The organism is Alloalcanivorax mobilis (assembly GCF_002864685.1).
Lineage (GTDB): Bacteria > Pseudomonadota > Gammaproteobacteria > Pseudomonadales > Alcanivoracaceae > Alloalcanivorax > Alloalcanivorax mobilis.
The window spans coordinates 51441-76935 of the sequence record NZ_NMQZ01000005.1; the positions used below are offsets into that span (position 1 = coordinate 51441).

The following is a 25495-nucleotide window of genomic DNA, read 5'->3' on the forward strand; positions in this document are numbered from 1 at the left end:
CGATCAGGGCAGGATCAGCACCGCCCGGAAATCGTTGACGTTGGTGCCGGTGGCGCCGCTGACCAGGTCATCGCCCAGGGTGGCGAAGAATGGGTGGGCATCGTTGTTGTGCAGGGCGCCGCGTGGGTCGAGGCCGGCTTGGTGGGCGCGCTCCAGGGTGGTGGGTGTCCACAGGGCGCCAGCGGTCGATGCGCCGCCATCAATGCCGTCGGTGTCGGCGAACAGGGCATGAATGCCGGCGTGTTCGGTGAGCGCCAGGCCAAAGCCGAGCAGGGCTTCCACGTTGCGCCCGCCGACGCCCTCACCGCGCACGGTGACGGTGGTCTCGCCGCCGCTGAGCAGCACACAGGGGGCCGGCAGCGGCTGGCCGTGGCGGCGTACCTGGGTGGCGATGCCGGCCATCACCCGGCCCAGTTCACGGGCCTCGCCTTCCAGTGCGTCGCCCAGGATCAGCGGCGTGATGCCGGCGGCGCGGGCGGCGTCCGCCGCCGCTTCAAGCGCGTGCTGGGCACTGGCGATGATGCGCGTCTGGCCGCCGGCCAGCCGCGCATCGCCCGGTTTCAAGGTTTCCCCACGGCCGCTTTTCAGATGGGCACGCAATGAAGAGGGCACCTCGATGGCATACCGGTCGATGATGGCCAGGGCCTCGTCGCAGGTGGTGGGATCGCCCACGGTGGGTCCGGAGGCGATCTCCCAGGGGCGGTCGCCAGGCACATCGGAAATCAACAGGGTGGTGACGGCGGCGGGGTGGCACGCCGCCGCCAGGTGGCCGCCCTTGATCGCGGAAAGATGGCGGCGCACCGTGTTGATCTCGCCGATGGTGGCGCCGCTGCGCAACAGCGCCCGGCCCAGGGTTTGTTTGTCGTCCAGGGTCAGTCCCGGTGCCGGCAGCGGCAGCAACGACGAGCCGCCGCCGGAGATCAGCGCGATCACCTGATCATCGGCGGTGAGGCCGGCCACCTTTTCCAGCATGCGCCGCGCCGCTCGTTCACCGGCTTCGTCCGGCACCGGGTGGGCCGCTTCCAGCACCTCGATGAATCGGGTCGGCACCGCCTGACCGTAAGCGGTCACCACCAGGCCGCTCAGTGTCTCCGAGGCGCTGCGCCCGTGTTGCTCCAGCCAGTGTTTTTCCAGCACCGCCGCCATCCGCGCCGCCGCCTTGCCGGCGCCGATCACCACCGTGCGCCCAGCGGCGGGTTCGGGCAGGTGCGCGGGCAGGCAACGCTCCGGCAGCGCCGCCGCCACGGCGGCGTCGAACAGGCTTTTCAGAAAGGCTTTGGGGTTGTCCATGAAGGGCAATTAAGCACAGTGGCGCGGGGTTGCACAGGGGGTTGCTTTCTTTCCCTCCCCCTCCCCCTCCCCCTCTCCCTGTCCCTCTCCCTCGAGGGGAGAGGGGACGCTCCAGGAGGGTGTGTACAAGACCGGGCCGGTTGGGGAATCTCCGGCCTCTCCGGCAGGCCCATTCCGCTTTGAGGGGAGAGGGGACGCGCCAGGAGGGTTTGTACAAGACTGGGTCGGTTGGAAAGTCTCCGCCCTCTCCAGCCGGCCCCTTCCGCGTTGAGGGGAGAAGGGACGCGCCAGGAGGGTTTGTACAAGACTGGGTCGGTTGGAAAGTCTCCGGCCTCTCCAGCCGGCCCCTTCCGCGTTGAGGGGAGAAGGGACGCGCCAGGAGGGTGTGTACAAGACCGGGCCGGTTGGAGAGTCTCCGGCCTCTCCAGCCGGCCCCTTCCGCCTTGAGGGGAGAGGGGACGCGCCTGGAGGTGTGTACAAGACCGGGCCGGTTGGAGAGTCTCCGGCCTCTCCAGCCGGTCCCTTCCGCCTTGAGGGGAGAGGGGACGCGCCTGGAGGTGTGTACAAGACCGGGCCGGTTGGAGAGTCTCCGGCCTCTCCAGCCGGTCCCTTCCGCCTTGAGGGGAGAGGGGACGCGCCTGGAGGTGTGTACAAGACCGGGCCGGTTGGAGAGTCTCCGGCCTCTCCAGCCGGTCCCTTCCGCCCTCGCGGGGAGAAGGGACGCGCCAGGAGGGTTTGTACAAGACTGGGTCGGTTGGAAAGTCTCCGGCCTCTCCAGCCGGCCCCTTCCGCTTTGAGGGGAGAGGGGTAAAAACAGCCGCTCAGCCGGCCAGCAACTCGCGCCCGCGCTTTACCGCCGCGCGCACCTGATCCGGGGCGGTGCCGCCGATGTGGTTGCGGGCGCTGACCGAGCCTTCCAGGGTCAGCACTTCGAACACGTCGTCGTCGATCTGGTCGCTGAATTGGCGCAACTCGGAAATCGACATGTCGCCGAGGTCCTTTTTCTTTTCCACGCCGTAGGCCACCGCCTTGCCGACGATCTCGTGGGAGTCACGGAAGGCGATGCCCTTGCGCACCAGGTAATCGGCCAGGTCGGTGGCGGTGGCGAAGCCGCGGCGGGCCGCTTCGCGCATGACTTCCCGGTTGGGTTCCAGGGCCGGGATCATGTCGGCGAAGGCGCGCAGGCAGCCGGCCAGGGTATCGACCGCGTCGAACAGCGGTTCCTTGTCTTCCTGGTTGTCCTTGTTGTAGGCGAGCGGTTGGCTTTTCATCAGGGTCAGCAGGCTGATCAGGTGGCCATTCAGCCGCCCGGTCTTGCCGCGCACCAGTTCCGGTACGTCCGGGTTTTTCTTCTGCGGCATGATCGAGCTGCCGGTGCAGAAACGGTCTGGCAGGTCGATAAAGTTGAATTGGGCGCTGGTCCACAGCACCAGTTCTTCACTGATGCGCGACATGTGCGTGCCGCACAACGCCGCCAGGGCGCAGAACTCAATGGCGAAATCCCGATCACCGACCGCGTCCAGGGAGTTTTCGCAGACGCCGTCGAAACCGAGCAGTTCGCAGGTGCGCTGACGGTTGATCGGATAGGTGGTGCCGGCCAGGGCGGCGGCGCCCAGCGGCATGCGGTTGACCCGCTTGCGGCAGTCGGCGAGCCGTTCCCGGTCGCGCTTGAGCATCTCGAACCAGGCCAGCAGATGATGGCCGAAGGTGACCGGCTGGGCGGTCTGCAGATGGGTGAAGCCGGGCATGATGGTGGCCGCTTCGCGCTCGGCCAGATCCAGCAGACCGGTCATCAGGCGCAGCATTTCGGTGCCGATCAGGTCGATCTCGTCGCGCAGCCACAGGCGGATGTCGGTGGCCACCTGATCGTTGCGCGAGCGGCCGGTGTGCAGCTTCTTGCCGGTGATGCCGATTTTGTCGGTAAGCCGAGCCTCGATGTTCATGTGCACGTCTTCCAGGGCCACCGACCACTGGAACTCGCCGGCTTCGATCTCGGCGCGGATTTCGTCCAGCCCCTGAACAATGGCGTCGCGCTCGTCATCGGTGAGCACGCCCACTTCGGCGAGCATGGTGGCGTGGGCCTGGGAGCCCTGGATGTCCTGCCGATACATGCGCTGGTCGAAGGCGACGCTGGCGGTGAACGCCTGCACGAAGGCATCGGTGGACTCACTGAAGCGGCCGCCCCAGAGTTTGTTTTGCTGCTGGTCACTCATCTTGCTGCTCACGTCCGGCACTGAAATAGACAGGGCGCGCAGTATAGCACCGGCGGGCGGTGGTATCGTAGGCAAACCCAGGAGCAAGTTTAAAGTTACAAGTGACAAGCGCGGGCACGGCCGTGCCGGCGGCAGGGCTGGTCGCCGCGTTTTAACTTTTAACTTTAAACTTCCCGTCGGCATGCCGGCTTCGTACCCGACAAATAAGAGCAACCATGACCGAGCCAAGCCAAAACGCTTTCTTGCCCGACCTGTGCGCCACCCGCGCGGTATTGGTGCTGGTGGTGGTGTGCGAGCTGATGGCGATTGTGATGGCGCTGGTGGGCAGTTACTACGCGCCGTTCAGTTTCGAACGGCTGGCGCTGACGTCACTGTTGATTCAGTGGATCGGCCTCACCTCGGCGGCGCTGGTGTGCCAGATGCGCGCGCGTTTCAACCGCTTGCCGGCGGCCTGGGCGGGGTTGGCGGTGGTCGGCGTTGTGGTGCTGGATACGCTGCTGTTCAGCGTGTTCGCGCGCCACCTTTTGGGGTGGATCTCCGGCAGTGGCGCCGGCGGTGCCTGGCACCGGGACGTGGTCGCCAATGTGCTGATCAGTGCCATTGTCGCCGGTCTGGTGATGCGCTACTTCTATGTGCAGGAGCAGCTCAAGCTCAAGGAACAGGCGGCGCTGAAATCACGGATCGAATCGCTGCAATCGCGCATCCGTCCGCATTTCCTGTTCAATTCAATGAATATCATCGCCACCTTGATCGCGGTCGATCCGGACGCCGCCGAACAGGCGGTGGAGGACCTTTCCCGATTGTTCCGCGCCAGCCTGAAGGAAGGCGCGGAACCGGTTTCGCTGGCCGAGGAACTGGCGCTGTGCGAGCGCTATGTGCGCATTGAGCAATTGCGCATGGGTGAGCGTTTGCGCTTGCAGTGGCACATTGAGGTGGACCCGGCGAGCGTGAGCGTGCCGCTTCTGACCTTGCAGCCGTTGCTGGAAAATGCGATTTATCATGGTATCCAGCCGCTTACTGAAGGCGGCCTGGTAACGGTGTCGGTGCGCGAAGCCGACGGGCGTGTCAGTTTGCACGTCAGTAACCCAAAGCCGCCGGGAGGCAACCGGCATGAGGGCAATCGCATGGCGCTGGAAAACATCCGCCACCGCCTGGAGGCGATTCATGGCACCGCGGTGACCTTTCATTGCCGCGCCGAACAACAACAATTCGAAGTGCTGATCACCTGGCCGTTGGGACGGCGGGTGGACAAGGGGAGAAAGCCGGATGCGGATACTGGTATGCGACGATGAAGCCCTGGCGCGGCTGCGGCTGCGGCGCCTGGTGGAACGTTTTCACATGGAGGTGGTGGGCGAGGCCAGCAATGGCCGGGAAGTGATTGAACAGGCCAGCCGTCTGAACCCGGATGTGGTGTTGATGGACATTCGCATGCCGGACATGGACGGCGTCGAGGCCGCCGCCCATCTGGACTTGCTCGACAGCCCGCCGGCGGTGATCTTCTGCACCGCCTACGAGGATCACGCCCTGCAAGCGTTCCGCGTGCACGCGGTGGATTATCTGCTTAAACCGGTGGGCCGCGAGGATCTCAATCGCGCGCTGGAGAAGGCTCGCTCGCTGAACCGCCTGCAACTGGCGGAGATGACCCACAAACTGGCGGCGCACCGGCCGGAACGCCGCCGCCACCTGAGCGCCCGCACTCATCGGGGCTTGGAACTGGTGCCGGTGGAAGACGTGCGTTATTTCCAGGCCGACCAGAAATACGTCGCCGCTCACCATCCCGGCGGGCATGTGTTGCTCGATGAACCGCTCAAGACCCTGGAAGGCGAATTCGGCGACCTGTTCGTGCGCATCCATCGCAGCACCCTGGCTTCGTTGCACTTTATCGAAAGCATGGAAACCTGTCGCCGGGGTGGCTACGAGGTGCATCTGCGCGGAGTGCGCAAGCCGCTCAGCGTCAGCCGCCGGCATATGCCCGGGCTGCGCCGGGCACTGGGACGGCGCGGCTAGGCCGGGGAACAAGCTGCAAGGGCGGCTACGTAGACCCACCTTGCCGCCCACGGCTTTTGGCTTGTAGCTTGAGGCTTGCAGCTTGCTTCTAGCGCAGAAGCATCTGTCACGGCATGGCCTCCCCGTTCCCTGCAACCCGTTCCGTGTTCCCCCATCGGCCCGTCCGCCGCTTTCCGTTAGACTATGCCTCCCCATTCCAGCAAGGAGCTTGCCATGCCCGCCGATATTCTGCGCATCGCCACCCGTTCCAGTCCTTTGGCGATCTGGCAGGCGGAGTACGTTCAACAGCGGCTGGAAGCGTTGCATCAGGGGCTGAGCGTGGAGCTGGTGCGGATCAAGACCCAGGGCGACAAGATTCTCGATACGCCGTTGGCGAAGATCGGCGGCAAGGGCCTGTTCGTTAAGGAACTGGAAGAGGCGATGATGGACGGCCGCGCCGACATCGCGGTGCATTCCATGAAGGATGTGCCCATGGAGCTGCCCGAGGGCATGGCACTGCCGGTGATTTGCGAGCGCGAAGACCCCCGCGACGCCTTCGTGTCCAATCATCACGACGCGCTGATGAGCCTGCCCCAGGGAGCCCGATTGGGCACCTCCAGCCTGCGCCGCCAGGCCCAGGCGCTGGCGCTGCGGCCGGATCTGCAGGTTGCCAGCCTGCGCGGTAACGTGCAGACCCGGCTGGGTAAACTGGACGACGGCCAGTTCGACGCCATTATCCTGGCCGCCGCCGGGCTGAAGCGGCTGCGGATGCAGGCACGAATCCGTTACGAAATGCCGCCGGAAGAACTGCTGCCGGCGGTGGGGCAGGGCGCCGTGGGCATTGAATGTCGGGCCGATGATGAGCGGGTGAGCGCGTTGCTGGCGCCGCTCAGCGACCCGCTCACCTGGGACCGGGTTACCGCCGAGCGGGCCATGAACCGGCGCCTGGAAGGCGGCTGCCAGGTGCCGATCGCCGGGTTCGCGTTGCGCGAAGAGGGCGACACGCTGTGGCTGCGTGGCCTGGTGGCCAGCGAAGACGGCAAGACGGTGCTGCGCGCCGAGGCCCGGGCGCCGCGCGGCGAGGCGGCGGCCCTTGGCGTTGGCGTGGCCGAGGATCTGCTCGGCCAGGGCGCCGACCGCATTCTGCAGGCGCTTTACCAGCGCCCATGAGCCGGGTGCTGATTACCCGCCCGGATGGCCAGACCGAAGGCCTGGCAAGGCGCCTGCGTGAGGCCGGCCACCAGCCGCTGGTGAGTCCGGCGCTGTTGATCTCGCCGCTGCCGCTGGGCGACCCGGACCGCCGCCGGGTGTTGGATCTGGATCTCTACCACGCGGTGTTTTTCGTCAGCGCCAACGCCGCCGCCCACGGCGTGGCGGCGATCGCCGACCTGTGGCCGCAATGGCCGGTGGGCGTGCACTGGCTGGCGGTGGGCGAAGCCACCGCGGCGGTGCTCCGTGACGCCGGCCTGACGCCGGAACTGCCGCAGCGGGGCTTTAACTCCGAGGCGGTGCTGGCGTTGCCTTGCCTGGCCGACGTCAACGAGCGGAACATTCTGATCTGCCGTGGCGAGAGCGGCCGCGACTGGCTGGCCGCGCGCCTGCGTGAGCGCGGCGCCCGGGTGGATGTGCTGCCCTGTTATCGGCGCCGCGCCAATCCGGGGTTTGCCTGGCCGGACGGCACCGGCACGGTGATGGTCACCAGTGTCGAGGGCTGGCTGGCCATGGCGGCCAGCGTGCCCGCCGACGCGCGGGTGATCGCCGCCGGCGAGCGGATCGCCGCGCGGGTGCGTGAAGCGCACCCCGGGCCGGTGGTGGTGGCCGCCAGCGCCCACGACATTGACATGGTCGCCGCCTTGCCGCCGCCATGATGCGTTTAGGTTCATGCCGTGGCGGGTTGGCCATCGGGACCACGGTGCCCGGCGGGTTGTGCGGGCCTGATTGGCCACATCACTGTCGCCAGGTGTGATAACTCAAGTATCCTGTGCCTCACCGATGGGAACGACGGGCGCCTGGCGAGGCGCGGAGAAACAAAAAAGGAGACTCCATGACGCCGCAAAGCCACCTTTCCCGCCAGCGGGGCGTGAGCCTCTGGCCGATCTTGATCGTGATTATCGTGGTTGCTGCCCTGGCCGTGGCCGGCTGGTGGGGCTGGCAGCAGTGGCTGCGCCTGGAGAGCGACCGCGCTGGCTTGAGCCGCGAGGTGTCCAGCCTGCGCGAGACTCTGGAGGATCAACAGCGCCGCCAGGCCTCGGCGATGGCCACGCTACGCGATCAACAGGACCGTTTCGAGGCGAGCCTCGCCGAAGGGCGCGCCGCGATGACCGACATGAAGCAGGGTGGCCAGCGGCTGTGGCTGATCAACGAGGCGGAATCCCTGGCCAGCCTGGCCAGCCAGCGGCTGCTGCTCACCGGTGACGCCGCCGCCGCCCGGCGCCTGCTCAAAGCCGCCGACGATACCCTGGCACGGCTGGACGACCCCCAGGCGCTGCCCGCCCGCCGCGCCCTGGCGGTGGACATGGAAAAACTCAGCGGCGCGCTGCAGGTGGATGTCCAGGCCATGGTGTTGCGCCTTGGTGCCTTGCAGGCGCTGGTGCCGGAGCTGGCGGTGCCAGCGCGCGCCAATCCGCCGCAAAGCGACAGCGGCGCCGAAGGCCAGGGCGCCCCGTCCTGGTGGCACAGAATACTCGGCCATCTGCCGGTCAACGTGCGTCACTACGACGACAAAGTGCCCTTGCCGCTGACCGACACCCAGGCCTCTCTGGTGCGTTTGACCCTGGACGCGAGCCTGCAGCAAGCGCAACTGGCGCTGATGCAGGGGCGCGCCGACGCCTATGAACAGGCCCTGGCCCAGGTGCGCGGCACGCTCACCCAGTGGTTCCCGGCGGATCAGGGCCGGGTGCGGCAGATGCGCAGCGCCATTGATGAACTGAACAGCAGCGACGTGCGCCAGGCGTTGCCGGAAATCGGCGCCGGGCTGGCGGCGGTTCGCGAGCTCAAGCGCAAGGAGGCCGGCCAATGAAAAAGGCCCTGCTGCTGATCGTGGTGGCGCTGCTGGCCGCCACCGCGCTGGGACGCTGGATGGCCGCTGACTCCGGTTATGTGCTGGTGATCCGTGACAGCTGGCGCATGGAGACCACCCTGGGGTTCACTGTACTGCTGGCCCTGGTGCTGGCGGTGGCCCTGGTGGTATTGACCCTGCTCGGCAATCTGGCCTGGAACCTGGCCGAGCCGGTGCGCGCCACCCGCCGTTTCCGCCGCCGCCGCGCGTTGCGCCGGCTCAAGGCGGGCTTTATCCATCTGCTGGATGGTGATCTGGACAAGGCCGAGCGCATGCTGGGCGCCGCCGGTGAGCACGGTGACTGGCCGCTGGCGGCCTGGTTGCTGGCCGCCGAGTGCGCCCACGAGCGCGGTGACCGGGAAGCACTGGAAGGCTACCTGATGGAGGCCGCCGGTGAGCGCCGTGGCGAGCGCGTCAGTGGTTTGATGCGGGCGCGCTTCGCGCTGGAGGATGGCCGCCCGGACGAAGCGCGCGTGGTGCTGAAAAAGCTGGTCGAGCAGGCGCCGCGCAACCGGCGCATTCTGGCGCTGTACGCGGACGTGCTGGAGCGCCAGCGGCATTGGCGCGAGCTGTGCGAATTGCTGCCGGTATTGCGCCGCCACCTGGGTGACGCCGCGGTGGTGCGTCGGGAGCGGCGGGCCTGGCTGGCACGGGTGCAGGAGACCGCGCAGAAGCCGGGGTTCAACGACGCCGGCCAGCGCCTGGGCGAGCTGCAACAACTGTGGAAGAGCGTGCCCACGGCGTTGAAACAGGACCCGGCCATGGTGGCCCGTTACGCCGGCTTTGTGGCCCAGCTTGGCGATGGCCGCACCGCCCTGACCCTGGTGCGCGAGCAGCTGGCCCGCGACTGGGACGACCGCCTGCCGCCGGTATTGGAAGCCATCGATGACCGCTCCGCCGATGAGCTGCTGCAGCGGTTGGAGCAGTGGCTGGTGGAGCGCCCCGGCAATGCCGCGGTGCTGGTCACCGCCGGCCGGGTGGCCCTGAAAGCCCGCCTGTGGGGCAAGGCGCAGAGCTTTTTCGAGGCCGCCGCCAACTCCAGCCAGAGCGCCACCGCCCTGGCGGAATTATCGCGCCTGTATCTGGCGCTGGGCGATCACAGCAAGGCGGCCGCTACCCTGGAACGCCGGGTGCGCGATCTGGATGGCACCCTGCCGGCGCTGCCGCTGCCGGATAACGCCACCGCCAGTCGATGATCGGGGCCGCCGCCCGCCAGGGGGGGTTCAGAGGTTCCTTAGCTTCCTGAGCCGTTGCTGGCGGCCACGCGGCGGGCGATTTGCCGTGCGACGTCAGCCCAGGCCGCGTCCAGTTGTGTGACCAACTCCTGATAGCCATCCTGCTTGAGCGGTCGCTGCACTTGAAACCGCTCACCGCTCTCGTGGCCGGTGCCGTCGCGGTACCACCAGCTTCCCTGCACCTGGGCCTGGCCATCGCCGCTGCCCTGAAAACGCACCACCTCCACCACCAGGCGGCCCGACGCCGGCAGCCCCTGCCCGGCCAGGTGCACCGCCAGGGCGCGCCGCAATTGCTCGGGCAGCGGGTCGGCCCAGCGATGCTGACGGGCGGCGTGCACCTCCACCGGCCCGGTCTGCACCATTACGCCATCCTGGTCCAGGTAGCTGGCCAGCCGCAGCTCGACCCGTGGCAGGCTGCCAGGCGCGGCGGCCTGGCCCGCGCCGGGCAACAGGTATTGATGCTCCGCCGGCACCGGACTGGACAGGCAGCCGCCCAGAGCCAGGCTCAACAGAACGACGAGGGCGGCGGGGTGGTGGACGTTACTCATCGGCTTGGGCCTTCGGCAGGGGGTCGGCGTCGTGATCGCGGTCGAAGATCAGCGCATTGGGTTTGTCGCGCAGGGTGCGCACCAGCGGCTCGGCGTCGCGGATCAGGCGCTCCAACCGCTTCAGCGTGTCGGAGAGCTGCCCGTAGCCCTGGGAGCCGGGCGCCACGCCACCCAGGGTTTGCTGCAAGGCGTTGAGCGTTTGCTCCAGGCGCGCCGGCAATTGCGCGGTGGCCGGGTCGCCGAGCACTGCTTCCAGGCGCTCGGCGGCGTCGCCGAACTGGCGCAGGGTCGTTTCGGAGGCGGCCAGGTTGCGATCCAGTTTATTGGCGATCTGCTCCAGGGGCAGGCTGTTGAGGGTGTTCATCAATTGGGTGATCTGACCTTCCAGTTGCGCCAGACCGCCCTGGGCGGTGGGGAACACCGGCACGTTCTGGAAGCGCCGGGCCACATAGTCATCGGCGTCGTCGTGGAAGTTGAGGTCCACGAACAGCGCACCGGTGAGCAGGTTGGCCGACTGCAGCGTGGCGCGCAGGCCGTGTTTGAACATGCGGTCCAGCCGTTGTTGCCAGTCGTCGAGCAGCGGTTCGGTGGTTTCCGTGACGCGTTGCGGTTCGATGCGGATCAATACCGGAATGGCGAAACGCGTCAAGGTGTCGGGCTGGTCGGCGGTGAAATGCCAGGGCACCTGCTCGACGGTGCCCACGCGCACGCCTCGGTATTCCACCGGCGCGCCGCGACGCAGGCCGCGCACCGTTTCCTCGACCATCATCACGTATTCGATGTATTGATCGAACAAACCACGCCGGGCAGATTCCTGGTCGGCATAGAGGGTGAACCGCGCATCGTTGGCGATCGGATCACCGGGGGCCACGCCGGCGTCCGGCACGCCAAAGGCGACGCCGCCGCCGAGCAGGGTTTCCAGCGATTGCAGATTGACGCGAAAGCCCTGCGCATCCAGTTCGAAGCCGACCCCGGAGACGCTCCAGAAGCGGGTGGTGTCGGTGACCAGCACGTCGTAGGGCTTTTCGATGAAGATGCGGTGTTCGATGTGCTGGCTGGCGGCGTCGAACTCGGTGTTCACCACCCGGCCCACGGTGAGGTTGCGATAGGTGACCGGGTCGCCGGTGCTGACGCTGTTGCCCGGCTCGCTGTCCAGGTTCAGGTACAGGCCGCGCGCGCCGGCCTCGGTGACCGGCGGTTGATCCTCAACGGCGAACTTGCGCTTCTCTTCCTTGCTTTTGCCCGGCTGCAACTCGATGTAGGCGCCGGAGAGCACCGTGCCCAGGCCACTGATGCCCTCGCGGCCGATGCGCGGCTTCACCACCCAGAATTTGGAATCCTGGTTGAGCATGCGATCGCCGCCGGCTTGCAGGCGGGCGGTGACGATGGCGTGGGTCAGATCATCGGAAAGCGTCACCGACTCCACCTGCCCGACCTGCACGCTGCGGGTTTTAATCGCGGTCTTGCCGGCCTGGATGCCCTCCGCGTCCTTGAGGCGCAGGGTCACCGTGGGACCCTGGCCGGACAAGTGATCGAACACCAGCCACAGGCCGATCAGCAACGCGGCGAGCGGAATCAGCCACACCGGTGACAGGCGCGGCAGCCGCTCAGTGAGAGCGCGGGAAGAGGGTTGGGTCATGATTCCGCCGTTGTTGTTGGTCCCAGATCAACCGGGGGTCGAAACTCATTGCCGCCAGCATGGTGAGCACCACCACGCCGGCGAAGGCCAGGCCACCCGGGCCCGGCTGGATGGAAAGCAGATTGCCCAGCCGCACCAGCGCCACCACGATGGCGACCACGAACACGTCGATCATCGACCAGCGCCCGACCCACTCGGTGATCCGATACAGGCGCATTTGCGCGGCCATGTCCAGTTGCCGGTTCTGGCGGCTGGCCAGGCACAGCCAGCCCAACGCCATGATTTTGCCGAAGGGTATCAGAACACTGGCCACGAAGATCACCAGCGCAATGGGCCAATCGCCATGGCCAATAAACTGCAATACCCCGGAGATGATGGTCGAGGGCTGGGTGTTACCGAGGCTGGTGGTGACCATGATCGGCAATAAATGCGCCGGGAAACAGCACAGGATCGCGGCCACCAGCAGGGCGGTGGTGCGTTGCAGACTGTGCGGATGGCGGCGGTGCAAACGCGCCCCGCAGCGCTGGCAGGCGCGGCCGGCCTGGCGGGCCTGCAAATGGCCGCACTGTTCGCAGCCCACCAGCCCCTGGCCGGCGGCGGTCTCGCCGGCGCGGGCGCCTTCCGGTGGCGCCGGCGGGCCGGCTAACCGCGCCCACAACGCCAACGGGTGAAAACGCTGCACGGTGAACAGCAGGGCGAGGGCGAAACCGGAGAACGCCCAGAAGCCGGGTTCAAGGCCAATCTGCGCCATGCCGGCGATCTTGATCAGGCTGATCAGCGCGGCGATGGCGAAGACGTCCGCCATCATCCACGGTTGCCAGCGCGGCAGTGAGCGCACCAGCAGTGCCGTACCGGGCAGCCGGTGGCGGCCACTCAGACTCAGGTGCACCCACAACAAGGCGACCAGAAAGCAGCCCGGCAACACCACGATGGTGGTGAACACAATGATGCCCAGCAGTGGGTCGTGGAACGCGGCCAACTGGGTGGCCGCGTCCAGTAACCCCATGCTGTCGCTGACGCCGCTTTTCTCAAAGCGGATGTAAGGAAACGCCAGCGCCAGCGCCAGCATGATCAGCGCGGTCACCGCCAGCGCCGGGCTGGTCTGGTCGTGGGGGGTATAGCGGGCCAGCGGATGGGCGCAGCGCGGGCAACGTAACCACTGGCCCGGTTCCGGCTCCGGCACCGCCACCACCAGGTCGCATTCCCGGCAGGGCAGCAGAATGTCGGCGGATTGAGCTGGTGAGTTTGACGCGACGTCGTCCATGGGCGGGCCGGTGGCAAGCGAGGGTTTATTGTGCCGATCGGCGGCGCTAGACGCTAGACGCTGGGGGGCTGATGTCGGACGTCGGACGTCTGATGTCGGACGCTAAACCCGTTGCTGAGCCCCTTGGCGTGGTTTCTGCCAGGGCGTTGCGGAAAACACGCCGCGCCTTTTGGCGCCCGGGTTAAAGCGTCCGGCGTCTAGCGTCCGGCGTCCGGCGCCTCTCGCGGCGCGTAGTCGAAAGCGTCGGAGTGGATATTCTCCGCCGGGACGCCCTCGTCGCGCAGGGCATCGAACACCGCCCAGGCCATGGCCGGGGAGCCGCCGATGTAAAACAGGGGGGCGTGTGGTTCGGCGAGCGCTTCCAGGGCGGCTTCGTGGACCAGGCCGTGGGCGTGGCCGGGGCGGCTGATGTCGGAGAGCGCGGTGACGGCGTGGAAGTCCGGCAGTTGGTGTTGCCACTGGCCGGGCAGCTCGGGCAGATAGAGGTCGGCTTCCACGCGGGCGCCCCAGAACAGACGCACCGGGTGTGGGTGGCCCAGTTCGATCAGCCGTTCGATCATGGCTTTCACCGGGGCGAAGCCGGTGGAACCACAGATAAACCAGATCGGTCGCGCGGGCGGCTGGTCGATAAACCGTCCGCCGGCGGGCAGGGTCACGGCCACGGTGCCGCGTTCGCCGAGCTCGGCCATGATGCGCCGGGCGGTGTCGTTTTCTTCGCCGTGGCGCACGTGCAGCTCGATGTCACGGCCACCGGGGGCGTTGGCGATGGAAAACGGATAGCTGCCGTGTTCCAGCTCCAGCGACAGGTACTGACCGGCGTGCCAGCGGATCGCTTTGCCGGCGGGCAGGCGCAGCCAAATCCGGCTGACGTCGTGGTTGAGGGCGTCCTGGCCGATGATCTGGCAGGTGGCGCGGTGCACGGGCAGTTCACCCGGCGCGGTAATCTCTGGCACGTCGATCTCGCAATCGCTGATCGGAATGGCCACGCAATACAGTACCCGGTCCGCCCGGGTCTGGCCGGCGTGGATGACACTGGAGCCGGTCAAGGGATCCGGCCGCAGGTAACGCACGGCGCCCGCCACCAGGGTGCCCTGGCAACGCTCGCAAACCCCATTGCGGCACGCGTGCGGGAAGCCGAAACCGGCCTCCCGGGCGGTCTGAAGAATGGTGGTGTCGGGCGCGCATATCAAGCTGTGCCGCCCATTGATGGTAAGGCGATGGGGCACCGGGGCGGGTCAGCCTACCTTGCGGCCGGTGATGATGCTCTTAACGTGCTCCAGGTCCGCCCAGGCACCTTCGGCGAAGATCTTCTTCACGTCGCCGACCACCGCTTCATAACCGTAGCGGGGGTGAGCATCGTGCACCGCCACGCGGGCGCCGGCGTTCAGGTGGGGTTGGAAATCCTTGAAATCCTGATAGGCCTGCTCGTGGTTGCCGTCGATCCACAGGAAATCGATTTTCACTTCCGGGTTCCAGGCGTGCGCGGCTTCCTGGGAGTAGCCTTCGATCAATTCGAACATGCCCTCGAAACCGTTGCGGCGCAGACGCTCTTCCACCAGTGATTTGGTGGGCTTGTTCTCCAGCGGCACGCAGTCGTCGCTCAGCTCTTCCTGCTTTTCCAGATCGGAGTTGAACGGGTCGATGGCGTAGATCTTGCCGCCCTTGCGTTTCAGGCCGCGCAGCAGATAGCTGGTGGACAGGCCGCCGTAGCAACCGATCTCAACGATCACGCCACCGGCGGGAACCTGACTGGCCCATTGGGTGAGCATGCCCGCCTCGGTGTGACGGATCATGCCGCCGTAGGCGCGCTTGTCATACCGGCGGCCGTTCAGCAGGCCCATCAGGTTGTGATAGATCGGCCTGGAGAAGCCGCTGATCACCTTCGGGCCTTTCTCGTTCCAGGCTTTTTCCAGGAAAGCGTTGGTGGATTCGTTCGCTGACATAACGGTCCTTTAGTTCTTGGTCCGGCGGCGGGTGAGCCGGCGCGACGGTCGGGTCTGGCGCCATTTTACACCAGGGCGCCTGGAATAACGCCTTGCGTGCTTCGCGGGGCGCGTCGCAAGCCGGTTTCATGCCCGCGGGTCAGGCGCCGGTACCGACGAAGAGCGCAATGATACAGCCGATGCCGAAAAACCACACCAGGGAGCGCGCGCTGGCCCAATCGCCGATGTAGCAGATGCCATAGAGAATGCGGCTGCAAACAAACGCCACGGCGATGCCATTGAGGGTGTTCTGGGGCGCGGTGTGGGCGATCTGGGCAATGATCACCGCCGCCGCGAAGGCCGGCGTGACCTCGAAACTGTTTTGCTGGGCCCAGTGCGCCCGCTTGCGCGCGCCGGCCAGGGTATCGAGAAACTCCCGGGGGTTATGGTTTTCGCGGGGGCCGAAGCCGCCCTGGAATTTGGCGAACATGGTAAAGGCGTAGGGCAGCAGAAAGGCCACCAGCACGCACCAGAAGGCAAGAGTCATAAAACCTCGGCGAACCGTTAAGGGTGAACAGTGAATAGTGAACAGCGGGTACTTTCCGGCGTCGGGCGCCAGGTTTCAATGACCGTCCTGTCATTCGGCGGGGCGCTCCGGCAGAGCCGGGTCACTGTTTTGCAGTGCCTGTTCCACCAGTGCCAGCCGGTCCTGACCCCAGAGCGCGGTGTCGCCGATCTGGAAGGTGGGCACGCCCCAACTGCCGGCGGCCATCATCGCGTCACGGTTGGCTTGGGCGAGCTGGCGCCACTGGTCGTCGTCCAGCCAGCGGCGAGCCCGGTTCCAGTCCAGCCCGGCGTTCTCCGCCAGCCGTTTCAGGCCGGCGTCGCTGGCCGCGTCCACGCCCTGGCTCCAGATGCCGGTGGCCGCCGCCAGCAGCCATTCGCGCAGGCGCCCTTCTTTCTCGGCGAACGGCCACAACGCCATGCAGCGTTCCACCCCTCGGCCGACCGGATCGCACACCCGCCCGAAGGGCACGCCGTGCAGGCGGGCCTCGCGGGCGGCGTCGGTGAGAATATAGAAGCGCTTGGCGCGGGGCACCGCCAGGCCACGCATGACCATGGGCAGTACCGGCCGGAATTCGAGCGCCACCCGGTAGTGGTCGGCCAGCGCGCAGGCGCGCTGCAAGGCCAGGTAGGAATAGGGGCTGCGGAACGAAAAATACAGCACCAGCCGGGTGCCCGGCGCCGCCGGTGGCCGGTCGAGGCGCGGCCGCTTGGCGGCACCGTAATCCAGCGGCCAGGCGCCGCCGCCCAGGCCCTGATGCTCCAGTTGCCGTGCCAGGTGGTCGAGCCGTTCCAGGCTCCAGTACCACTCGCCCTGGTAATGCAAGGTGGCGCTCAGGTAGTGGCCGTCCTCGATGAACTGATCCCGGCGTGCTTCCAGGGCCAGGCGGGCTTGATCCTCGGGCTGTTGGCCGTGTTCGGCGATCAGGTTGGCCAGGCGCTCGTGATCGCCCTCCCAAAGGGCGCCGGCGAGGGCGTGGGCCAGGCTCCAGAAACGCTCGTCGCCCTCGTGACGCAGCAGGCAACGGGTCGCCGCCAGGCACGCCCGCGGGTCGGGGCGCTGGGCGTGGCCGGGGAAGCGCAGGCCATGAAAGCGGGCCAGCCGGGCGGCATCCTCGATCGCCAGCTGCTCAAGCATTTCCGGCTCGGGATACATCTGCCGGTCCAGGTAGAGCAATACGCGTGGCCGGATCGCCAGTGCGAAATGATTGGAGAAGGCGGGCAACGCTTGGGCGAGCAGCCAGGAATAGGGATCGTCCAGGCGAAAATAGAAGGTCGCCTGGCGGGGGCGGCCGGCGAGGCGGCGGCGCCAATCGGCGAGCCGATGGCGCCAGCGCTGCCGGGCCGGGCTGGTGATCAGCCCGGCGGCGAACGGCATCAACGCGTGTTTTAAGCTCATCCCTGGGCTCCGGGCGGCGTTCAGCCGCCGATCTGGCTGAGATCGCGCACCGCGCCCCGGTCGGCGCTGGTGGTCAACGCGGCGTAGGCCCTAAGGGCGGTGGACACGTTGCGCGGGCGGATCTCCTTGGGTTTCCAGGCCAGTTTGCCGCGGCCTTCCATTTTTTCGCGGCGCTGGGCCAGCTCTTCGTCGCTGACCACCAGTTGGATGGTGCGGTTGGGAATGTCGATCTCGATGCGATCACCCTCCTGCACCAGCGCGATGGCGCCGCCTTCCGCCGCCTCCGGGGAGGCGTGGCCAATCGACAAACCGGAGGTGCCGCCGGAGAACCGGCCATCGGTGAGCAGCGCGCACTGCTTGCCCAGCCCTTTGGATTTCAGGTAGCTGGTGGGGTACAGCATCTCTTGCATGCCGGGGCCGCCTTTCGGGCCTTCGTAGCGGATCACCACCACATCGCCGGGCTGGATTTCGTCGCCGAGAATGGCGCGCACCGAGGAATCCTGGGATTCGAACACCCGGGCACGGCCGGAGAACTTGAGAATCGACTCGTCGACGCCGGCGGTTTTGACGATGCAGCCGCGCTCGGCGATGTTGCCGTACAGCACCGCCAAGCCGCCGTCACGGCTGTAGGCGTGTTGCAGATCGCGGATGCAGCCCTCGGCGCGGTCGGTATCCAGGCTCTCCCAGCGGGTGTCCTGGCTGAAGGCGGTCTGCGTGGGGATGCCCGCCGGGCCGGCGGTGAACATCTTCTTCACCCCTTCGTCGCGGGTCAGTGTCACGTCATAGTGTTCCAGGGCCTCGGCCACGGTGGCCGAATGCACCATCGGCAGGTCGTTATGCAGCAGGCCGGCGCGATTCAGCTCGCCGAGAATGCCCATCACGCCGCCGGCGCGGTGCACATCCTCCATATGGTACTTCTGGGTGGACGGCGCCACCTTGCACAGGCAGGGCACCTTGCGGCTGAGCCGGTCGATGTGCTCCATGGTGAAGTCCACGCCGCCTTCCTGGGCCGCCGCCAGCAGATGCAGCACGGTGTTGGTGGAGCCGCCCATGGCGATGTCCAGGCTCATGGCGTTTTCGAACGCCTTGAACGAAGCGATGTTGCGTGGCAACACGCTCTCCATGTCCTGCTCGTAATACAGCTTGGCGAGATCGACGATGCGGCGGCCGGCTTCCAGGAACAGCTCGCGGCGATCCGCGTGGGTGGCCAGCAGCGAGCCGTTGCCCGGCAGCGACAGACCCAGCGCTTCGGTCAGGCAGTTCATGGAATTGGCGGTGAACATGCCCGAACAGGAGCCGCAGGTCGGGCAGGCGGAGCGTTCCACCTCGGCCACGGTGGCGTCGTCGACGCTGTCGTCCACCGCCATCACCATGGCGTCGACCAGATCCAGCTTGTGCTCGGAAAGCTTGGTCTTGCCCGCTTCCATCGGCCCACCGGAGACAAAGATCACCGGGATATTCAGGCGCATGGCGGCCATCAGCATGCCAGGGGTGATCTTGTCGCAGTTGGAGATGCACACCAGCGCGTCGGCGCAGTGGGCATTGACCATGTACTCCACGGAATCGGCGATGATGTCCCGGCTGGGCAGGGAATAGAGCATGCCGTCGTGGCCCATGGCGATGCCGTCGTCCACCGCGATGGTATTGAATTCCTTGGCGATGCCGCCCGCGGCTTCCACTTCCCTGGCCACCAGTTGGCCCATGTCCTTCAGATGCACGTGGCCGGGCACGAACTGGGTGAAGGAGTTGGCGATGGCGATGATCGGCTTGCCGAAATCGCCGTCCTTCATGCCGGTGGCGCGCCAAAGCGCCCGGGCGCCGGCCATGTTGCGGCCATGGGTGGTGGTGCGGGAGCGGTACTGGGGCATGTCGACCTCGCTGCTGCCGGGGGTTCGGGGGCGGTTATTGTAGCGCAGCGTGGCCGCGAAGGGGGAATACCGCGACGCGGGCATCGGCAATGTCCTTCACGAGTTGTCTGGAATGTCCTACAGACGACACCAGGCTGAGATGTTTTTCTTGCCATCACGAGGACGGGAACGCAGCGAAGCTTAGGCGGTGCCGGGCGCCAGGTCGGAAAGCGGGCGGCGTGCACCGGGGAATGGGTATTGAGCGGTCATGCCGCCAGGAGGAAAGTGATGTATATCCCTTTGACATATACGCGCGTGGGGTTGAAAATCCGGGAGTCGGCTTACCTTCCCGGAGACTGCCTCATGGAAAAGACCAGCGTATTCAAAAGCAACCGGACTCAGGCGGTGCGTCTGCCCAAGGCCGTGGCGTTCCCGGATGATGTCAAGAACGTGGAGATTGTCGCGGTGGGCCGCGCCCGTGTCATCACGCCGGCCGGTGAGGCCTGGGATTGCTGGTTTGACGGCCCCGCTGTCAGCCCGGATTTCATGGCGGAGCGCTTGCAGCCTGAAGACCAAAACCGCGAGGCGTTTTGATGCTGAGGTATATGCTGGATACCAATATCTGCATCTTCACCATCAAGAATAAGCCCTCGACGGTGCGTGAGACGTTCAGACAGTGTCAGGATCAACTGTGCATCAGCAGCGTCACCTTCATGGAGCTGATGTATGGCACCGAGCGTTCCGCCCGGCCTCGGGAAAACCTGGCCGTGGTGGAAGGGTTCGCCGCCCGGCTGACGGTGCTCGACTACGACCCCGGCGCCGCCATGCACACCGGCCAATTGCGGGCGGAACTGGCGCGGGCGGGCACGCCCATCGGCCCTTACGATCAGATGATCGCCGGCCATGCGCGCAGCCTTGGCCTGATCCTGGTGACCCACAACACGGGGGAGTTCGAGCGGGTGCCCGGCCTGCGTATCGAGGACTGGTTGTCTCAGCCCGGCGCCGGCGAATCCGCCTGATCGGCGCTGCTTCTCACTGTTCCCTGCCCGTTACAACGCTTTCAAGAACACCTTGGAATTGCGCTGCCAGTTATAAAGCTGCTGACGCTGAGCGGGCAGGGCCTTGATGTCGGCGGCCTGGAAGCCGTTCTCCTGGAACCAGTGGGCGGTGTGGGTGGTGAGCACGAACAGGCGGGAGAGCCCCTGTTCGCGGGCGCGTCTCTCCAGATGACGCAGCATTTGCAGGCCGCGTTCGCCGTTGCGATAGCCGGGGTGCACCACCACACAGGCCAGCTCGCCGGTCTTGTCCTCGGCAAACGGATACAGCGCGGCACAGGCGATCACCATGCCGTCGCGTTCGATGATCACGAAGCGCTGGATTTCGTTCTCGAGCAGTTCCCGGGAGCGGCGCACCAGGGTGCCGTTGGCCTCCAGCGGGCTAAGCAGTTCGAGAATGCCGCCGACGTCGTCGATGCGGGCGCCGCGCAGGGTTTCGTAGGTTTCCCGGGTGACCATGGTGCCGCAGCCGTCGCGGGTGAACAGCTCTTTGAGCAGGGCTCCGTCTTCCTCGGCGTTGAGCAGGTGGGCACGGGCCACGCCGTTGCTGGCGGCGTGGCAGGCGGCGGTGAGCTGGCGCTCCAGCGGGCCCTCGCCGAAGCGGTCCTCGGAGAGCAGACGGCCGGCTTCCTGTGGAGAAAGCTCGCGCAGCAGGCGGTTCTCGGCGTCGGTGACGCGGATGCCATCGCCGAGCAGGATCAGCTTATCCGCGCCCAGGGCGATGGCCGCGGTGGACGCCACTTCCTCGGCGTTCAGATTGAACAGCTCGCCGGTGGGCGAGCTGCCCAACGGCGACAGCAGCACCACATTGCCGGCGTCCACCTGACGGCGAATCGGCATCACCTCAATGCGGCGCACTTCACCGGTGTGTTGGTAGTCGAAGCCATTGCGCACGCCCATCGGCTTGGCGATCACGAAGTTGCCGCTGATCAACTGGATCGCGGCGTTGTGCATCGGTGAGTTGGCCAGCCCCATGGAGAACAGCCCTTCCAGCTTCAAACGCAATGCCCCCACCGCGGCGGTGACTGCTTCCAGGGCACGCTCGTCGGTGATCCGGGTGTAATGCTCGAAGCGGGTTTCCACCCCGGCGGCGTCGAGCCGCTGGGTGATCTGAGGCCGGGCGCCATGCACCAGCACCAGCCGCACCCCCAGCGCGTTCAGCAACGCCAGATCGTGCACCAGCGCCGGCAAACGCGGCGTGTCCAACACCTCACCGCCGAGCATCACCACGAAAGTGCGACCGCGATGGGCGTTGATGTACGGCGAGGAATTGCGGAACCAGGCGACCTGATCGTTGCTGTTGGACACGGGTTTCTCGGTGTTGGTGGGCATGGGGGGAGTATAGCCAGCGGGCTGCGCCGGACGCCAGACGCCGGACGCCGGACGCTTAACCCGGACCCGGAAAGGCATGAGTGTTTCCTGCATGGCCGCAGAAAGCACTCCATGGACTTCAGTAACGGGTTAAGCGTCCAGCGTCCGGCGTCTAGCGTCCGGCCTCAAGCTCCAAACAACCCCTTAAAGAAATAGAAGAACAAAATCGAAAGCAGCGCGCCGGCGGGGAGGGTGACGATCCAGGACGTAAAGATGGTGCCGATCACGCGCAGGTTGAGCGAGCCGATGCCGCGGGCCATGCCGACGCCGAGCACCGCGCCCACCAGGGTGTGGGTGGTGGAAATCGGCAGGCCGGTGCCGGAGGCCAGCACCACGGTGGTGGCGGCGCCCAGTTCGGCGGCGAAGCCGCGGCTGGGGGTGAGGGCGGTGATCTTGGTGCCCACCGTGGCCATCACCCGGGCGCCCAGAATCGCCAGGCCGAACACGATGCCCATGGCGCCGAGCAGCAGAATCCAGCCTGGCAGCACCGCTTCCGAGCCGATCACGCCCTGGTTGACGATGATGCTGTTGATCGCCGCCAGCGGGCCGACCGCATTGGCCACGTCGTTGGAACCGTGGGCGAAGGCCATGGCGCAGGCGGTGAAGATCATCAGCACCGCGAACACCCGCTCCACCGAACTGAAGCGGAAGTCCTTGTCGGCTTCCGGGTCGGGTTTAATGCGGCGGAGAATGATCAGGCCAAGCACCGACACCAGCAGCCCGCCGATCACCGCCAGACCGGCGCTTTGCGCGAAGCTCAGATGCAGACCCAGGTGCTTGAGCCCTTTGACCAGTGTCACCATGGAGATCACGAAGCCGACCAGGAACATATAAAACGGCACCACCTTCTTCGCCTGGGCGAACGGGTCGTCCTGGTTGAGCACCAGCCGTTGCACGCTCTTGATCAATGCGAACGAGATAAACCCGGCCAGCAATGGCGAGGTTACCCAACTGGCGACGATCGAGCCCACTTCCCCCCATTGCACCGCGTCCGGGCCAACGCCGACGGCGGCGAAGCCGACAATGGCGCCGACAATGGAGTGGGTGGTGGACACCGGCCAGCCGAACCAGGAGGCCGCCACCAGCCAGATGCCGGCGGACAGCAGCGCGGCCATCATCCCGTACACCAGATAATGGGGCGTGGCGTCGAAGGCGCCGGATTCGATGATGCCCTTGCGGACGGTTTCGGTGACCTCGCCACCGGCAAAGTACGCCCCACAGAATTCAAACACGATGGCGATCAGGATCGCCTTTTTTACCGTCAATGCCCCGGCACCCACCGAGGTGCCCATGGCATTGGCGACGTCGTTGGCGCCCACGCCCCAGGCCATCAGAAAGCCGAACGCGCCGGCAATGATCAGCATCAGGGTGCTGTGTTCGAGCATCCACTCCATAGGGAACCTCGGCTATGGCTGGCAGACAGCTCGCTAGCGCGCGAGCAAGAGTTGAAGACGGCCGCCCACTTTCTGGGCGCGGTCGGCCAGGTCACCGACCCAGTCGATGATTTTGTACAGGAAGATGACGTCCACCGGTGGCAGGCCCGCTTCCAGTTTGAACAGCTGCGCGCGGATCAGAATCTGTTGGTCGTCGTTGGCGCGCTCAAGCTGGTCAAGATCCTCGATCAGGTCTTCCACCAGTTTGATTTCCCGTCCGCTGAAGCCGGTTTCCACCAGTTCGTCGAGTTCGGCGATGGCCTTGCGGGCCTGGGCCGAGGTGTCGATGGCGCCCTGCAGATAATCCGCCATTGACGCCGCCAGCGGCGCGGGAATGGTCATCTGCCGCCCCAACATCAAGCCGGCGATGTCCTTGGCCTTGTTGGCCACTTTGTCCTGCACGCTGACCAGTTCCAGAAGATCGGAACGCGGTACCGGCAGGAACAGGCTCTTGGGCAGGTTGAGCCGGAATTCCTTTTTCAACTCATCAGCCTGGTTTTCCAAGTCGGCGATGCGCCGGCGCGCCTGCTTGGCGGCCTCCCAGTCCTCGGCACTGACCGCGGCGAAAAAATCGCCCAGGCCAAGAGCGCACTCGTGCACGGTGTCGTAGTGCTGCTGCAAAGGCTTGATCGGGGACCGGCCGAATAGGCCGGCTATGGAACTGCCGAAGGACATAGGGCTACCCTGTCACGGACGTATCGCGTATTGGGGCGCGAGTATAGATCACGAGCGCGGTCATGCCTACGCCGGTATTCGTGGTGGGCGCGCGGCGCGCTACCATGACCCGGGAACACAATAACGGTAACGAGGGGAACACCGTGACGGCCACCAATATGCCGCGCCATCTGCAAGGCCAGGACGTCGATGTCCGCTGGGTGATGCGTGAGCTGCTTGAGGAGCAGCGTGTCAGCCGCGAGGACTTCAATGTCATCGCCACCACCCCGAGGGACAAGAAAGAGCTTAACTGGCACCCGATCGAAGTGGTCGCCAAATACCGGCTCGAGGATCGCAGCGAGCCGCAGCGGTTGTTGGATGTGGAGTTCCTGACCCGCTGGCTGGCGGAAAAAGGCGGCTTGCCACTGTTTCACATCGACCCGCTCAAGGTGGATGTGGACGCGGTCACCCGGGTAATGAGTTACGCGTTCGCCGAGCGCCACGGCATTGTCGCCGTGGAAGCCGGCCGCGAGCGGGTGCGGGTGGCCTGCGATCAACCGTTCAAGCTGGAGTGGCGCGAGCATCTGCACCAGGTGCTGGGCGAGCGTGAGCTGCAGGTGGTGTTCGCCAACCCGGAGCAACTGCGCCGCTATCGCATCGAGTTCTATAACCTGAGCCGCTCGATTGCCGGCGCCGCCCGCGCCGGTGGCCAGGAGCTGTCCGGAATCACCAATTTCGAGCAACTGCTGGAGGTGGGCCAGGGCCACCCGGACGCCGACGACCAGCACATCGTTAATATCGTCGACTGGATTCTTCAATACGCCTTTTCCCAGCGCGCCAGCGACATCCATCTGGAACCGCGCCGGGATACCGGGCGCATGCGCTTTCGCATCGATGGCGTGCTGCACGATGTCTACGAACTGCCCGCCACCATTATGGCGGCGGTCACCAGCCGCTTGAAAATTCTTTCGCGGCTGAATGTGGCCGAGAAACGCAAACCCCAGGACGGCCGTCTGAAAACCAAATCGCCGGACGGCGAGGAAGTGGAGCTGCGGCTCTCCACCTTGCCCACCGCCTTCGGCGAAAAGATGGTGATGCGGGTGTTCGATCCAGACGTTCTGGTGCGCAGCTTCTCGCAGCTGGGCTTCAGCCGTGAAGACCGCGACGCCTGGGCGGCGATGACCGGTCACACCCATGGCATTGTGTTCGTCACCGGCCCGACCGGCTCAGGCAAGACCACCACTCTCTATTCCACCCTCAAGCAACTGGCCACCAGCGAGGTCAATGTCTGCACCATCGAAGACCCCATCGAGATGGTGGAGCCGAGCTTTAACCAGATGCAAGTGCAGGCCAACATCGACGTGAGCTTTTCCCAGGGCGTCAAGGCGATGCTGCGCCAGGACCCGGACATCATCATGATCGGTGAGATTCGTGACCTGGCCACCGCCGACATGGCGATCCAGGCGGCGCTCACCGGCCATCTGGTGCTGTCCACCCTGCACACCAATGACGCGCCGTCCTCGATCACCCGGCTGGTGGATCTGGGCGTGCCGCCCTATTTGATCACCGCCACCGTGTTGGGGGTGATGGCGCAGCGGTTGGTGCGCACCCTGTGCCCCCATTGCAAGGAGAGCACCGCCACCGACGCGGCGGCCTGGCAGGAGCTGACCCGGCCTTTCAAAATCGCCGCGCCGGACACCCTGTGCCGCCCGGTGGGCTGCCTGGAGTGTCGCGGCACCGGCTATCTGGGGCGCATGGGGGTGTACGAAACGTTGCCGCTGAACAGTGCGCTGAAAGGTGTGATCAGCCGCAACGCGGACCTGGAAACGCTGACCCGCCAGGCGCTCAAGAACGGCATGAAGCCGTTGCGCATCAGCGGCGCGCAAAAAGTGGCGCGGGGCCTCACCACCATCGAGGAAGTCATGCGCGTCACCCCCAGCCAGGATGTGTTGCTGTGAGGCGGCGGCAAGCTACAAGCCTCAAGCTTCAGGCTACCGAGCTCATGGATACAGCCTTG

The 25495-nt window shown here is 66.1% G+C and carries 22 protein-coding genes; 9 read left to right on the top strand and 13 right to left on the bottom strand.

All coding sequences use genetic code 11. From position 1 onward, the window contains the following. Positions 1-3: 3 nt before the first annotated feature. Entirely contained in the window at positions 4-1290 is a 1287-nt protein-coding gene (locus tag CGS25_RS04335) for a glycerate kinase type-2 family protein (protein WP_101674700.1), read from the bottom strand. 821 nt (positions 1291-2111) lie between these two features. Next, the gene (gene argH / locus CGS25_RS04340; protein ID WP_101674701.1) at positions 2112-3503 is read right to left on the bottom strand and encodes an argininosuccinate lyase; all 1392 of its coding nucleotides are present in this window, start codon (positions 3501-3503) and stop codon (positions 2112-2114) included. 215 nt (positions 3504-3718) lie between these two features. Here argH and CGS25_RS04345 point away from each other — a divergent pair, with 215 nt between their 5' ends. The 6 genes from CGS25_RS04345 (at position 3719) to CGS25_RS04370 (ending at position 9743) form a co-directional block, all read left to right on the top strand. Then, positions 3719-4795, top strand: a complete 1077-nt coding sequence (locus CGS25_RS04345) for a sensor histidine kinase (RefSeq protein WP_089033589.1) — start codon at positions 3719-3721, stop codon at positions 4793-4795. Next, positions 4770-5510: a LytR/AlgR family response regulator transcription factor gene (locus CGS25_RS04350; RefSeq protein WP_089033588.1), complete on the top strand. Its 741-nt coding sequence runs from the start codon at positions 4770-4772 to the stop codon at positions 5508-5510. Before CGS25_RS04345 ends, CGS25_RS04350 begins: the two co-directional genes overlap by 26 nt. A 213-nt stretch (positions 5511-5723) precedes the next feature. Continuing rightward, positions 5724-6659 (top strand): hydroxymethylbilane synthase, encoded by a 936-nt coding sequence (hemC, locus tag CGS25_RS04355; protein WP_101674702.1) that lies wholly within the window; start codon positions 5724-5726, stop codon positions 6657-6659. Then, positions 6656-7357, top strand: a complete 702-nt coding sequence (locus CGS25_RS04360; RefSeq protein ID WP_198588691.1) for a uroporphyrinogen-III synthase — start codon at positions 6656-6658, stop codon at positions 7355-7357. The genes hemC and CGS25_RS04360 overlap by 4 nt, the downstream gene beginning before the upstream one ends. A 176-nt stretch (positions 7358-7533) precedes the next feature. Then, a complete protein-coding gene (locus CGS25_RS04365) occupies positions 7534-8508 on the top strand; it encodes a uroporphyrinogen-III C-methyltransferase (protein WP_101674703.1) in 975 nt (324 codons plus the stop codon). Further along, on the top strand, positions 8505-9743 hold the full coding sequence (locus CGS25_RS04370) for a heme biosynthesis protein HemY (protein ID WP_089033585.1): 1239 nt from the start codon (positions 8505-8507) through the stop codon (positions 9741-9743). The genes CGS25_RS04365 and CGS25_RS04370 overlap by 4 nt, the downstream gene beginning before the upstream one ends. 38 nt (positions 9744-9781) lie before the next feature. Here CGS25_RS04370 and CGS25_RS04375 read toward each other — a convergent pair whose 3' ends face one another. The 8 genes from CGS25_RS04375 to ilvD form a co-directional block, all read right to left on the bottom strand. Then, positions 9782-10330, bottom strand: coding sequence for a PqiC family protein (locus CGS25_RS04375; protein ID WP_101674704.1), 549 nt, complete (start codon positions 10328-10330; stop codon positions 9782-9784). Then, positions 10323-11969 carry an intermembrane transport protein PqiB gene (gene pqiB, locus CGS25_RS04380; protein ID WP_089033583.1) on the bottom strand — a complete coding sequence of 549 codons (1647 nt, stop codon included), beginning with the start codon at positions 11967-11969 and terminating at the stop codon, positions 10323-10325. Before pqiB ends, CGS25_RS04375 begins: the two co-directional genes overlap by 8 nt. Next, a complete protein-coding gene (locus CGS25_RS04385) occupies positions 11938-13233 on the bottom strand; it encodes a paraquat-inducible protein A (protein ID WP_089033582.1) in 1296 nt (431 codons plus the stop codon). Before CGS25_RS04385 ends, pqiB begins: the two co-directional genes overlap by 32 nt. Positions 13234-13430: 197 nt before the next feature. Continuing rightward, a complete protein-coding gene (locus CGS25_RS04390; RefSeq protein ID WP_101674705.1) occupies positions 13431-14459 on the bottom strand; it encodes a 2Fe-2S iron-sulfur cluster-binding protein in 1029 nt (342 codons plus the stop codon). A gap of 9 nt (positions 14460-14468) precedes the next feature. Next, positions 14469-15176, bottom strand: coding sequence for a class I SAM-dependent methyltransferase (locus tag CGS25_RS04395; protein WP_089033579.1), 708 nt, complete (start codon positions 15174-15176; stop codon positions 14469-14471). Positions 15177-15315: 139 nt separating this feature from the next. Then, entirely contained in the window at positions 15316-15702 is a 387-nt protein-coding gene (locus CGS25_RS04400) for an MAPEG family protein (protein ID WP_089033578.1), read from the bottom strand. 90 nt (positions 15703-15792) lie between these two features. Further along, positions 15793-17118, bottom strand: coding sequence for a DsbA family protein (locus CGS25_RS04405; RefSeq protein WP_101674706.1), 1326 nt, complete (start codon positions 17116-17118; stop codon positions 15793-15795). A 20-nt stretch (positions 17119-17138) separates the two neighbouring features. Further along, entirely contained in the window at positions 17139-18986 is a 1848-nt protein-coding gene (ilvD, locus tag CGS25_RS04410; RefSeq protein ID WP_101674743.1) for a dihydroxy-acid dehydratase, read from the bottom strand. A gap of 267 nt (positions 18987-19253) precedes the next feature. On the opposite strand from ilvD, the gene vapB reads away from it, so the two are divergent. Further along, the gene (gene vapB, locus CGS25_RS04415) at positions 19254-19559 is read left to right on the top strand and encodes a type II toxin-antitoxin system VapB family antitoxin (RefSeq protein ID WP_456297905.1); all 306 of its coding nucleotides are present in this window, start codon (positions 19254-19256) and stop codon (positions 19557-19559) included. Then, positions 19559-19984 carry a type II toxin-antitoxin system tRNA(fMet)-specific endonuclease VapC gene (vapC, locus tag CGS25_RS04420; RefSeq protein WP_089033574.1) on the top strand — a complete coding sequence of 142 codons (426 nt, stop codon included), beginning with the start codon at positions 19559-19561 and terminating at the stop codon, positions 19982-19984. Before vapB ends, vapC begins: the two co-directional genes overlap by 1 nt. A 30-nt stretch (positions 19985-20014) precedes the next feature. On the opposite strand, the gene argA is transcribed toward vapC, so the two are convergent. The 3 genes from argA to CGS25_RS04435 all read right to left on the bottom strand — a co-directional run bounded on the left by argA (position 20015) and on the right by CGS25_RS04435 (position 23499). After that, positions 20015-21352 carry an amino-acid N-acetyltransferase gene (argA, locus tag CGS25_RS04425; RefSeq protein ID WP_089033573.1) on the bottom strand — a complete coding sequence of 446 codons (1338 nt, stop codon included), beginning with the start codon at positions 21350-21352 and terminating at the stop codon, positions 20015-20017. A gap of 164 nt (positions 21353-21516) precedes the next feature. After that, complete coding sequence (locus CGS25_RS04430) at positions 21517-22785, bottom strand: inorganic phosphate transporter (RefSeq protein ID WP_089033572.1); 1269 nt, start codon at positions 22783-22785, stop codon at positions 21517-21519. A 33-nt stretch (positions 22786-22818) separates the two neighbouring features. Further along, entirely contained in the window at positions 22819-23499 is a 681-nt protein-coding gene (locus CGS25_RS04435) for a TIGR00153 family protein (protein WP_089033571.1), read from the bottom strand. A 158-nt stretch (positions 23500-23657) separates the two neighbouring features. Here CGS25_RS04435 and CGS25_RS04440 point away from each other — a divergent pair, with 158 nt between their 5' ends. Beyond that, positions 23658-25436 (top strand): GspE/PulE family protein, encoded by a 1779-nt coding sequence (locus tag CGS25_RS04440; RefSeq protein WP_089034612.1) that lies wholly within the window; start codon positions 23658-23660, stop codon positions 25434-25436. The last annotated feature ends 59 nt before the right edge of the window (positions 25437-25495 follow it).

What these genes read in the sequence shown, in the direction of transcription:
- CGS25_RS04335 (WP_101674700.1), bottom strand. Translation starts at nt 1,290, where the DNA reads ATGGACAACCCCAAAGCCTTTCTGAAAAGCCTGTTCGACGCCGCCGTG.
- argH (WP_101674701.1), bottom strand. Translation starts at nt 3,503, where the DNA reads ATGAGTGACCAGCAGCAAAACAAACTCTGGGGCGGCCGCTTCAGTGAG.
- CGS25_RS04345 (WP_089033589.1), top strand. Translation starts at nt 3,719, where the DNA reads ATGACCGAGCCAAGCCAAAACGCTTTCTTGCCCGACCTGTGCGCCACC.
- CGS25_RS04350 (WP_089033588.1), top strand. Translation starts at nt 4,770, where the DNA reads ATGCGGATACTGGTATGCGACGATGAAGCCCTGGCGCGGCTGCGGCTG.
- hemC (WP_101674702.1), top strand. Translation starts at nt 5,724, where the DNA reads ATGCCCGCCGATATTCTGCGCATCGCCACCCGTTCCAGTCCTTTGGCG.
- CGS25_RS04360 (WP_198588691.1), top strand. Translation starts at nt 6,656, where the DNA reads ATGAGCCGGGTGCTGATTACCCGCCCGGATGGCCAGACCGAAGGCCTG.
- CGS25_RS04365 (WP_101674703.1), top strand. Translation starts at nt 7,534, where the DNA reads ATGACGCCGCAAAGCCACCTTTCCCGCCAGCGGGGCGTGAGCCTCTGG.
- CGS25_RS04370 (WP_089033585.1), top strand. Translation starts at nt 8,505, where the DNA reads ATGAAAAAGGCCCTGCTGCTGATCGTGGTGGCGCTGCTGGCCGCCACC.
- CGS25_RS04375 (WP_101674704.1), bottom strand. Translation starts at nt 10,330, where the DNA reads ATGAGTAACGTCCACCACCCCGCCGCCCTCGTCGTTCTGTTGAGCCTG.
- pqiB (WP_089033583.1), bottom strand. Translation starts at nt 11,969, where the DNA reads ATGACCCAACCCTCTTCCCGCGCTCTCACTGAGCGGCTGCCGCGCCTG.
- CGS25_RS04385 (WP_089033582.1), bottom strand. Translation starts at nt 13,233, where the DNA reads ATGGACGACGTCGCGTCAAACTCACCAGCTCAATCCGCCGACATTCTG.
- CGS25_RS04395 (WP_089033579.1), bottom strand. Translation starts at nt 15,176, where the DNA reads ATGTCAGCGAACGAATCCACCAACGCTTTCCTGGAAAAAGCCTGGAAC.
- CGS25_RS04400 (WP_089033578.1), bottom strand. Translation starts at nt 15,702, where the DNA reads ATGACTCTTGCCTTCTGGTGCGTGCTGGTGGCCTTTCTGCTGCCCTAC.
- CGS25_RS04405 (WP_101674706.1), bottom strand. Translation starts at nt 17,118, where the DNA reads ATGAGCTTAAAACACGCGTTGATGCCGTTCGCCGCCGGGCTGATCACC.
- ilvD (WP_101674743.1), bottom strand. Translation starts at nt 18,986, where the DNA reads ATGCCCCAGTACCGCTCCCGCACCACCACCCATGGCCGCAACATGGCC.
- vapB (WP_456297905.1), top strand. Translation starts at nt 19,254, where the DNA reads ATGTATATCCCTTTGACATATACGCGCGTGGGGTTGAAAATCCGGGAG.
- vapC (WP_089033574.1), top strand. Translation starts at nt 19,559, where the DNA reads ATGCTGAGGTATATGCTGGATACCAATATCTGCATCTTCACCATCAAG.
- argA (WP_089033573.1), bottom strand. Translation starts at nt 21,352, where the DNA reads ATGCCCACCAACACCGAGAAACCCGTGTCCAACAGCAACGATCAGGTC.
- CGS25_RS04430 (WP_089033572.1), bottom strand. Translation starts at nt 22,785, where the DNA reads ATGGAGTGGATGCTCGAACACAGCACCCTGATGCTGATCATTGCCGGC.
- CGS25_RS04435 (WP_089033571.1), bottom strand. Translation starts at nt 23,499, where the DNA reads ATGTCCTTCGGCAGTTCCATAGCCGGCCTATTCGGCCGGTCCCCGATC.
- CGS25_RS04440 (WP_089034612.1), top strand. Translation starts at nt 23,658, where the DNA reads ATGCCGCGCCATCTGCAAGGCCAGGACGTCGATGTCCGCTGGGTGATG.